The 10447-nt window shown below is 69.4% G+C and carries 10 protein-coding genes; all 10 read right to left on the reverse strand.

Annotation, left to right across the window (positions count from 1 at the left end; all coding sequences use genetic code 11):
* Positions 1-49 precede the first annotated feature (49 nt).
* Positions 50-1444, reverse strand: coding sequence for a DNA polymerase IV (locus ACFY8U_RS32035; RefSeq protein ID WP_389575702.1), 1395 nt, complete (start codon positions 1442-1444; stop codon positions 50-52).
* Positions 1445-1657: 213 nt separating this feature from the next.
* Complete coding sequence (locus tag ACFY8U_RS32040) at positions 1658-2314, reverse strand: MerR family transcriptional regulator (protein ID WP_389575703.1); 657 nt, start codon at positions 2312-2314, stop codon at positions 1658-1660.
* 180 nt (positions 2315-2494) lie between these two features.
* Positions 2495-2968, reverse strand: a complete 474-nt coding sequence (locus tag ACFY8U_RS32045) for a bifunctional nuclease family protein (RefSeq protein ID WP_158985224.1) — start codon at positions 2966-2968, stop codon at positions 2495-2497.
* A gap of 53 nt (positions 2969-3021) precedes the next feature.
* Positions 3022-3765 (reverse strand): MerR family transcriptional regulator, encoded by a 744-nt coding sequence (locus ACFY8U_RS32050; protein ID WP_389575704.1) that lies wholly within the window; start codon positions 3763-3765, stop codon positions 3022-3024.
* Between the two features lie 29 nt (positions 3766-3794).
* Positions 3795-4712, reverse strand: a complete 918-nt coding sequence (locus ACFY8U_RS32055; RefSeq protein ID WP_361598315.1) for an FHA domain-containing protein — start codon at positions 4710-4712, stop codon at positions 3795-3797.
* Positions 4713-4794: 82 nt separating this feature from the next.
* Positions 4795-5667, reverse strand: a complete 873-nt coding sequence (locus ACFY8U_RS32060) for a DUF881 domain-containing protein (RefSeq protein ID WP_389575705.1) — start codon at positions 5665-5667, stop codon at positions 4795-4797.
* A gap of 5 nt (positions 5668-5672) precedes the next feature.
* The gene (locus ACFY8U_RS32065) at positions 5673-6005 is read right to left on the reverse strand and encodes a small basic family protein (protein ID WP_015032176.1); all 333 of its coding nucleotides are present in this window, start codon (positions 6003-6005) and stop codon (positions 5673-5675) included.
* Positions 6002-6931, reverse strand: a complete 930-nt coding sequence (locus ACFY8U_RS32070) for a DUF881 domain-containing protein (RefSeq protein WP_361765745.1) — start codon at positions 6929-6931, stop codon at positions 6002-6004. The genes ACFY8U_RS32065 and ACFY8U_RS32070 overlap by 4 nt, the downstream gene beginning before the upstream one ends.
* 101 nt (positions 6932-7032) lie before the next feature.
* Positions 7033-9528, reverse strand: a complete 2496-nt coding sequence (locus tag ACFY8U_RS32075; protein WP_389575706.1) for a sugar phosphate nucleotidyltransferase — start codon at positions 9526-9528, stop codon at positions 7033-7035.
* Between the two features lie 116 nt (positions 9529-9644).
* On the reverse strand, positions 9645-10253 hold the full coding sequence (locus ACFY8U_RS32080) for a CDP-alcohol phosphatidyltransferase family protein (protein WP_361437475.1): 609 nt from the start codon (positions 10251-10253) through the stop codon (positions 9645-9647).
* Positions 10254-10447: the final 194 nt, after the last annotated feature.

The raw sequence follows: 10447 nt of genomic DNA on the forward strand, positions 1-10447 counted from the left end.
GAGGACCCGCACGGAACGACAAGCCCGGCCGAAGGCCGGGCGCACCCCGCTAGGCGACCGCCGCCTCGCCTTCCGCACCCCTCACCAGCGGCAGCGGCTCCCCCGGCTCCAGCTCCGGATCGTCCACCAGAAACGTCCGCACCCGCCCGGGCGGTGACTGGGGCTCCTCGAAGCGCACGGTGACGCGCCCGACCCCGCTCCCCTGCACCCACCCTGCCCCGTACACGGCATGCCGTACGTCGTTCCCGGGCGCCCATCTCCGCTCGGCGGCCGGCGGTTCCTCCGGCTCGGGTACGGCCTCGGCCGCCGGCACCTCCTCCGCCGCCCCGCCCCCGCCACTGCCACCCGGGCTCCCCGCGTCCTCAGCCGCCTCCGCCGCCTGGGCGAACAGATCCTCCTGCGTGTAGTCCGCGAGCCCGCTCACCCCCACACCGAGCAGCCGCACCCCTCCCGTGGTGTCCACGCCCTCGAGGAGCCGTCCGGCCGCCTCCCGCACCACCAGAGGATCGTCCGTGGGCCCCCGCAGCGTCTCCGAGCGCGTCAGCGTCGAGAAGTCGAACCGCCGCACCTTCAGCACGATCGTGCGGCCCGAGTGCCCCGACGCCCGCAGCCGCCCCACGCACCGCTCGGCAAGCCGCTCCACCTCGATCCGGATCCGCACGCGGTCGTGCAGGTCCACGTCGAAGGTGTCCTCGACCGACACCGACTTCGCGTCCCTCTCGGCCACCACGGGCCGATCGTCGTACCCCTGGGCCATTCGGTACAGGGACGCCCCGTGCGCCCGCCCCAGCAGCCGTACAAGCTCGTCCTCGCCCGCTTCCACGAGGTCCGACACGGTCGTCATCCCGGCCCGCCGCAGATGCTCCCCCGTGGCCGGCCCGACCCCCGGCAGGATCCGTACCGACTTCGGCCCCAGCAGCTCCCGCTCGGTCCCCGGCTCTATGAGCACCAGGCCGTCCGGCTTGGCCTCCTCGGAGGCGATCTTGGCGAGCATCTTGGACCCCGCGAGCCCCACGGACCCCGTCAGCCCCGTGGTGGCGAGAATGTCCCTGCGCAGCCGCTCACCGGCCTCCAGAGCGCCGGCGCGGTCCTCGGCCACACCCCCGGCCTCCAGGTCCACGAAGGCCTCGTCCAGGCTCAGCGGCTCGACGAGCGGCGACAGCCGCCCGAGCAGCTCCATGACCTGCTCGCTGATCGACCGGTAGAAGCCGAAGCGCGGCACGAGATAGGCCGCGTTGGGCGCCAGCCGCCGCGCCTGCGCCATCGGCATCGCGGAGTGCACACCGAAGCGCCGTGCCTCGTACGAGGCGGTGGCGACGACCCCGCGCGGGCCGAGGCCGCCGACGACCACAGGCTTTCCGCGCAGACTGGGCTTCGCCGCCTGCTCGGCGGCCGCGAAGAAGGCATCCATGTCGAGATGCAGAATCGTCGGCGCGGCTCTCACATCTCCGATGCTGCCCTACGCCACTGACAATCGACCGCACGTACGGCCGCGCCGCAGACCGAAGCGCTCCCGGAAACGATCGCAGCCCGGAACCGGCGGAACGCCCGGACCGACCGACCCCAGACCGACCGACCTCTGACCCAGCGAATGCAGACCGACCGGCCTCGGACCGACCGGCCTCGGACCGATCGCCCCCGGCGGCCGACCCGGCCCTCAGACCGCCCGGTCCCGCCGTCGTCGCGCGAGCTCGTCCCCCGGGTTGTGCCCGACCAGCGTCTCGCCGGTGTCGATCCGCTCTCCGTGCAGCTGGGAGAGCGCCGCCTCCACATCGCGCCAGACCACGCCGACCGCGATCCCGAAGACGCCCTGGCCGCCCTGGAGCAGATCCACGACCTCGTCCGGCGAGGAGCACTCGTAGACCGTCGCGCCGTCACTCATCAGCGTCATCCGCTCCAGGTCGCGGAAGCCACGGGCCCGCAGATGCTGAACGGCCGCACGGATGTTCTGCAGCGCGACCCCCGTGTCTAGGAACCGCTTGACGATCTTGAGAACCACGACGTCACGGAAGCTGTACAGCCTCTGCGTCCCTGATCCGTACGCCGGCCGCACGCTCGGCTCGACGAGCCCGGTGCGTGCCCAGTAGTCCAATTGGCGGTAGGTGATCCCCGCCGCCGCACAAGCCGTCGGACCGCGGTACCCCACCGTGTCCGTACCGGCCGCCGTCGGGCCGGAAGTGGCGTTCGGCGCCGCCCCCACGCCCGCGTTCGTGTCCGCTCCGAAGTCGCCCACACTGCCGTGAAGCGGATACGGACCGCTCTCCCCGGGCGCGCGCCCGAGGGAGCCCCCTGCCGTACCGTCGCCGCTGCTCATCACGCCGACCCTCCGTCCTTGACCTGCCCACACGAAGGTAGGCAGTCACTCGGGGTGCGTCAACGATCGCCACACTCGGCACGCCGAGTGATAATCACCCTGAGAGTGGTTTCCCGTGCCCCTCTCCGGGGAAAGGCTATCCGAATGTCCTGACGGCGCCCCGTGAACAGCGGCCGGACCTCACTGGCTGCTGGACCCGAAGTCCTCCGGGGAAATCTGGTCGAGGAACTCGCGGAATTTCTCCACCTCGTCCTCCTGCTCGTCCGGAATCGCGATACCGGCGTCGTCCAGCACGCCGTCACTGCCGAAGATCGGCGTTCCGGTGCGCAGGGCCAGCGCTATCGCGTCGGACGGCCTGGCGCTCACCTCGACGCCGCTGGCGAAGACCAGCTCCGCGTAGAAGACACCTTCACGGAGATCGGTGATGCGGACCTCGGTGAGCTCTTGGCCCACGGCTTCAAGGACGTCCTTGAAGAGGTCGTGCGTCAGCGGCCTGGCAGGGGCCATGCCCTGCTGGGCGAAGGCGATCGCGGTCGCCTCACCCGGTCCGATCCAGATGGGGAGGTACCGATCGCCTCCCACTTCACGCAGGAGCACGATCGGTTGGTTGGAGGGCATTTCCACCCGGACACCCACAACGTCGAGCTCGTTCACACAGCAACCCTAGGACGTGCCCGACCGGTTTGGGTAGTCGGGCCCCCACAAGATCACTGCAATCGGAGCCCGAGGGCGGTCTGGACCAGTGCCGCATGCAGCCGTACGGAGAGCCCGGCGAGCTCCTTGGCGGTGGCCTCCGCATGGGCCCTGGTCTGCGGATTACGGTGCCGGCGCAGCGGAGCCACGACCTGTTCGACCAGCCCGGCCTCCCGATCGGCGGCCGCCTTGACCGCCCGGAGATGGCGCGGTTCGAGTCCGAATCTCCCCAGATCCGCGACAAGCCTGGCCACGGTGACGGCCTCGGCGTCGTACCCGCCCTCGGATCCCGCGGCGATGAGTCCGTACGACTCCCACTCCGCGAGCTCCTCCTCGGTCACCTCGGCGGCGGCCAGCAGCTCGGCCCGCCCCACCCGCGCAGCGGTCGGACGGGCGCTCTCCGCGTCCCACGCGCCGTCGAGCAGGTCCCGCTGGGGGCTGGGGGAAGGAAGCCTGATCTGCTCGCCACGGGCGAGGGCGTCGAGATGCTCCCGGATGACCTTCAGCGGAAGATAGTGGTCGCGCTGCATCCGCAGGATCTGGGCGAGCCGCTCCACGTCCTGCGGGCTGAACTTCCGGTACCCGGAGGCCGTCCGCCGGGGCTCGACGAGCCCCTCGGCCTCCAGGAACCGGATCTTCGAGATGGTCACTTCGGGAAACTCGTCACGCAGCTGGTTCAGCACCGTCCCGATGCTCACCAGCCGGTCGCCCGCTGTGGCGGCGCCGTGACCGGCACCGCCCGTCGGTGTTCGCAGCATGGACCTTCCCTGAAGGCTTCCCGGAGGCGTCACATGCCTCGCTGGCTCGAGTAGAAGACCAGCCGGTACTTGCCGATCTGCACCTCGTCGCCGTTGGACAGAACGGCCGAGTCGATCGGCTCACGGTTGACGTACGTACCGTTGAGGCTGCCGACATCGGCGACGGTGAAGCTGCCGTCCTGCGCCCGCCGGAACTCCACATGACGCCGCGACACGGTGAAGTCGTCGAGGAAGATGTCGCTCTGCGGGTGGCGGCCGGCCGTGGTCAGCTCGCCGTCCAGCAGGAAGCGGCTGCCCGAGTTCGGGCCGCGGCGCACGACGAGGAGCGCCGATCCGGCCGGCAGCGACTCGACGGCCGCCAGGGCCTCGGGTGAGAGCGACGGCATCGCCGTCTGGCCGGTCACCTCGGCGTCGTACGCCTCGAGGCCGGAGATCGAGATCGTCGACGTCGTCTCGGACGCGCGCTCCACAGGCGCCCCGCCCCGCAGCGGCGTGCCGCAGTGGGAGCAGAAACGGCTGTCCGCGGCGTTGCGGTGACCGCACCTCGTACACACCGGCATGGACGCGTCCTCCTGCCGCGGCTGACCCGCGGAGGTCTGTGTCGCATACGGGTCGGGGGTGAACCCTCCACCCGTACCTGAGGTTGATGGTTCTCCGAAACCTATGCGCCCGGCACCGGCAGGGTCAACAGACGACGCGCCATGGTCGTCGACCTCGTCACGGAAGAGCGGGCGTTCGCCACCCTGCTCCTCGCTCTGGGCGTGGCGCGGCGCGCGGTGCTTGGCGTTGCCGCCGTCCTCGCGTGCGCTCTTGCCGAACAACTTCGCAAAAAAACTCACGGGCGATTCCCCTTGACCGAAACAGACCCGCCCGTGGGGCAGGACGAACCCTGAATGAACACACCTGCCGACCCGGACATCCTCACAACGTCCGTATCCACCCGACAGTTTCCACCACGCACCACGCTTGTGGTGCGGCGACCCCCCGCAACGTCTTCCCCTTGTCGCGCGGCCGCCATGCGCCCCCGCCTCACTGCGAGGACGACTGAGCGTAGTCAGGCCGCTTCGCAGGTCGCAAGGCATCCACGACGATCTTCTGGGACCGGGCCACGGTCGCGGTGGCCTGCTCCTTCTCCAACGTCTGCACGACGCCACCAGGGATGTTGAGCGCGGGCTCGAGATCCTCGGGCTTGCCGATGACCTTGAAGACGTACGGAGCGGTCACCTTCGTTCCATCGATTTCTATGTCGGCGCCACTTCCCGAAAAGTAGCTGTCCGCGACGACCCGTACGTCGTTGACCTGAATCGCCTCGGCGCCGGCGGCCCGCAGCTCCTGGATGGCGTCGAGCAGCATGTCCGACTCGACGGCCGCGGCGGCTCCGCGAATGGTCAGCGTGATACCCGGACCCTCCGCGGCGACGGTTCCGGCCAGGATGCCGAGCTGCTGCTCCTTCTCCTGGGTCTGCTTGCGCGCCTCCTCGGCCTGGTCGGAGCTGGACTCCAGCTCCGAGCGCTGGGTCTCCAGGCGCGCCTTCTCGTCCTCCAGCCGCTGTGTGCGGTCGTCGAGCTCGTCGAGGATACGGACCAGGTCCTCCTGGCGCGCTCCGCGCAGCGCGCTGTTGTCGCTGGTGGAGCGGACCTGGATGGCGAGACCCAGGCCGAGGACGAACAGCAGCAGCGCCACGATCAGTTGGGCCCGGCTCACCCGCGGTGGCCAGAGCCCGGCGGCCAGCCGCTGGCGGCCGGTCTGCTGCTGCTGCTCAGGAGTGTCGGGGCCGACCAGGGCGTCGGAGGCAGCGGGGGCCTCGGGGGCGGCGGGGGCGGAAGGCTCCGCGGGCGTTGCGGGCTTCGACCGGTCGTCGTCCGGGTTCTCGGGGGTCTCCGGGTTCGTTGCGTCGCTCATCGGTGTCACGCCCGGAAGACGTGCCGCCGGATGGCGGCCGCGTTGGAGAAGATCCGGATGCCGAGGACGACCACGACACCCGTGGACAGCTGCGCGCCGACGCCCAGCTTGTCGCCGAGGAAGACGATCAGCGCGGCCACGACGACGTTCGACAGGAAGGAGACCACGAAGACCTTGTCGACGAAGATGCCGTCGAGCATGGCCCGCAGGCCGCCGAAGACCGCGTCGAGGGCGGCGACCACGGCGATCGGAAGATAGGGCTCGACCACCGCCGGAACCTCGGGACGGACCAACAGTCCGACCACGACTCCCACGATCAGGCCCAGTACGGCGATCAAGATGTGCCCTTCCCTGTGTCGGCCGTGGCCTGCCCGCTGGGCTTGGTGGCCCCGGCTCCCCTCGGCTCTGCTGTACGTACGATCAGGCTCGGCGCGGCCGGCAGACGCACCTCGGTCTCGGCCGAGATGCTGGTGCGGATCCCGAAGTTCTCCTGCAGCGCGTGCAGGTACTGTCCGTCGGCGCTGTCCTGGAACGCGGTGCTCAACCGCTGCCCGTCCCCCACCGCGAGCACCGTGTACGGCGGCACGAGCGGCTTGTTGTCGACCAGTATGGCGTCACCGGCGGCCCGGATCGCCGACAGCGACGTCAGCCGCTGCCCGTTGATCGCGACGGCCTCGGCACCCGACTCCCACAGTCCGTTGACGACCCGCTGCATGTCGCGGTCGCGGACCCGGCCGGTGTCGGAGAATCCGCTGCTCTCGCGCGGACCCCCGCCGCCCTCCTCGGTGCCCTTGGCGTCGTCGACGACGAGCTTCACACCGGGACCGTGCACCGGCGTCGCTCCGGAGAGCAGCGCCACCAGCTCGGCCTGGTCACCACCGTGCTGTTCGAGCGCCTTGCGCTGCCGCTCCCCCACCTCGGCGCGGATCTTCTCGACGTCCTGCTCCAGCTTGTCGGCCGCCGACGTCTCCGCGTCGATCCGGTCGATCAGCTCCTGCCGCTCCTTGGCGACGACCGGCGCGGAGATCCGAGCCTCCGCCGCACCCACGGTGACCACCGCGGCGGCGAGGACGAGGCCGGCCGCGAGCCCCAGCTTGGCCCGGAGAGTACGGGGCAGACCCCCGCCCTCCGCCTCGCGCCGGGCCGAGGCCTCGGCGTAGCCGTCGTCGAGCGCGTGGTCCATCACGTTGTTCAGCAGCGACATGGACGCGTCCGGACGCGGGGGCGGGGTTCCGGTGCTCCGAACGGGGTGCTGCTGCGACATGCCGCACATCGTCGCACGTCGTCGCCGCTACCGCCGAATGGCCCCACCGGAGAGCCGGGCGGCGTCCGACGGACACCACCCGGCCCACACGTCCCATCTGTTCAGTGACCTGCGCTCTCGACCACGCTCGACCACTCGTCGAGGAGCGCCTGTGCGGACGTGTCGTCGGGACCCTCGGCCCACAGATGGGTGACGGCCTCGGCCGGGTCGGGCAGCACCATCACCCAGCGCCCGTCCGCCTCGACGACCCGTACGCCGTCGGTGGTGTCCACCGAACGCTCGCCGGCCGCCTCCACCACGCGGCGCATGACGAGCCCCTTCACGGCCCATGGCGTCGCCACGTCCCGCTTCAGGACGTGCGCCCGCGGGATACGGGCGTCGATCTGGCTCAGCGTGAGCTGGGTGCGCGCCACCAGGCCGATGAGCCGCACGAACGCGGCGGCACCGTCGAAGACGCTGCTGAACTCGGGAATGATGAACCCGCCCCGGCCGTCTCCGCCGAAGATCGTCGACTCCTCCCGTCCGACCCTGGTCAGATCGTCCGGCGAGGTCGTCGTCCACTCCACCTGCGTGCCGTGGTACGCGGCGACCTGTTCGGCGATCCGCGTGGTGGTGACAGGCAGCGCCACCCGCCCCGAACGCCGCTCGGCGGCCACCAGGTCGAGCATGACCAGGAGCGAACGGTCGTCCTCGATGATCCGGCCGCGCTCGTCGACGAGCGACAGCCGCTCGCCCACCGGGTCGAACCGCACCCCGAACGCGGCACGCGCCGAGGCGACGATCTCCCCGAGCCGCACGAGCCCGGCCCGCCGGGTCTCCGCCGACTCCGTGGGCCGCGACTCGTCGAGGCCCGGGTTGATCGTCAGCGAGTCCACCTGGAGGCGGCCGAGGAGGCTGGGCAGAACGAGCCCCGCACTGCCGTTGGAGGCGTCCACGACGACCTTGAGCCCGGCCTCGGCGATCCCCGAGGTGTCGACGTTCCGCAGCAGCGAGCCGGTGTACGAGTCGAAGACGCTCGCCGGGAAGGTGAGGTCCCCGATCTCACCCGGGAAGGCTCGCCGGTACTCCTGACGTGCGAAGACCCGGTCCAGCTTGCGCTGCCCCGCCTGCGAGAGATCCGCTCCGCGCTCGTCGAAGAACATGATGTCGACGGAGTCCGGAACTCCGGGCGAGGTCCGCAGCATGATCCCGCCCGCGCTTCCCCGGGCGGTCTGCTGCCGTGCGACGGGCAGCGGTACGTTCTCCAGGTCACGCACGTCGATGGCACTCGCCTGCAGCGCCGAGATCACCGCCCGCTTGAGGGCGCGGGCGCCCCGGGAGTGGTCACGCGCGGTGGTGACCGTGGAACCCTTCTTCAGCGTCGTGGCGTACGCACCCGCGAGTCTCACGGCCAGCTCGGGTGTGATCTCCACGTTGAGGATTCCGGAGACACCGCGCGCGCCGAAGAGATGGGCCTGGCCTCGTGACTCCCAGATGACGGAGGTGTTGACGAAGGCGCCGGCCTCGATGGTCTTGAAGGGGTAGACGCGTACGTTCCCCTGAACGATCGATTCTTCTCCGACGAGACACTCGTCGCCGATGACCGCCCCGTCCTCGATCCGGGCCGCCCGCATGACATCGGTGTTCTTCCCGATGACACAGCCGCGCAGATTGCTCTGCTGGCCGATGTAGACGTTGTCGTGGACGACGGCCTTGTGGAGGAAGGCGCCGCTCTTGACGACCACGTTCGACCCGATGACGCTGTGCTCGCGCACCTCGGCGCCGGCCTCGACCTTGGCGTAGTCGCCGATGTACAGCGGCCCGCGGAGCACGGCGTCGGGGTGGACCTCCGCGCCTTCCGCGACCCATACGCCGGGCGAGATCTCGAATCCGTCGAGTTCGACCTGAACCTTTCCTTCGAGCACGTCGGCCTGCGCCTTGACGTAGCTCTCGTGGGTCCCGACGTCCTCCCAGTAGCCCTCGGCGACATAGCCGTAGATCGGCTTGCCCTCCTTCATGAGCTGGGGGAAGACATCACCCGACCAGTCGACGGAGGTGTCGGCCTGGACGTAGTCGAAGACCTCGGGCTCCATCACGTAGATGCCCGTGTTCACGGTGTCCGAGAAGACCTGCCCCCAGGTCGGCTTCTCCAGGAACCGCTCGACCTTTCCCTCCTCGTCCACGATCGTGATGCCGAATTCCAGCGGGTTCGGCACACGGGTCAGACAGACGGTGACCAGCGCGCCTTTCTCCTTGTGGAAGGCGATCAGATCGGTGAGGTCGAAGTCGGTGAGGGCGTCCCCCGAGATGACGAGGAAGGCATCGTCCTTCAGTGCCTCCTCGGCGTTCTTCACACTCCCCGCGGTGCCGAGCGGTTTCTCCTCGTTGGCATACGTGAGCTCCATCCCGAGCTCCTCGCCGTCACCGAAGTAGTTCCTGACCAGAGAGGCCAGAAACTGCACGGTCACGACGGTCTCGGTGAGTCCGTGCCTCTTGAGCAGTCGAAGGACATGCTCCATGATCGGCCGGTTCACCACCGGCAGGAGAGGCTTGGGCATGCTCGAGGTCATGGGGCGAAGTCGTGTTCCTTCGCCACCGGCCATCACGACGGCCTTCATGTCGGAAGCGTCCTCCTTGAAGAGACGACGGTCCTGCCGACCTCACCTGCCCGCACAGTGGACCGCGGGCATCCTCGAACGTGCCGGCGACGCTGCACGGCACAGGACAGACGGGCTCAATCGGCCTCGGTATCCGCCTTCACGAGTCGACGGACCTGGACCACGTAGAGGATCCCTGCCCACCAATACAGAGTTGTACCCCATCCGGCGAAGGCCCACCCGAAAACTTCGGCGAGTGACGAAAGCCAGCCCGTTCCGTCACTGAGCAGCAGCAGGGGGAAGGCATACATCAAGTTGAAAGTCGCAGCTTTCCCCAGGAAGTTCACCTGCGGCGGCGGATAGCCGTGCCTGCGGAGGATTCCCACCATGACGAGCAACATCAACTCGCGGGCGAAAAGCGCGATGGTCAGCCAGAGCGGCAGGATCTCGCGCCAGGTCAGTCCGATGAGGGTGGAAACGATGTACAGCCGGTCGGCGGCGGGATCGAGCAGCCGGCCGAGGTTGCTGATCTGGTTCCAGCGCCGGGCGAGCTTCCCGTCGAGATAGTCGCTCACACCGCTGAGCATCAGCACGAGCAAGGCCCAGCCGTCGCTGTTGGGCCCGCCGAACACAGGTCGGAGAATCAGCCACAGGAAAAGCGGCACACCCACGAGGCGAGCCATGCTCAGGATGTTGGGGATGGTGAGGACCCGGTCCGTCTGAACGCGAGTCTCCTGGACCTCCACCCGGGGGCCTCCTGTGCTGGAACGTGCCAATGATGCCCCCTGACCTTACCCTCAGGCACGACGGCCGAGTACACAGGGGTCCGGACGCCGAGCCCAGAACGCAAAAATGCCTCAACCCCCGGACAAGGTCCGGGGGTTGAGGCTAAAGATTGTTCGGCGGCGTCCTACTCTCCCACAGGGTCCCCCCTGCAGTA

The sequence above is a fragment of the Streptomyces sp. NPDC012508 genome (assembly GCF_042902595.1).
GTDB lineage: Bacteria > Actinomycetota > Actinomycetes > Streptomycetales > Streptomycetaceae > Streptomyces.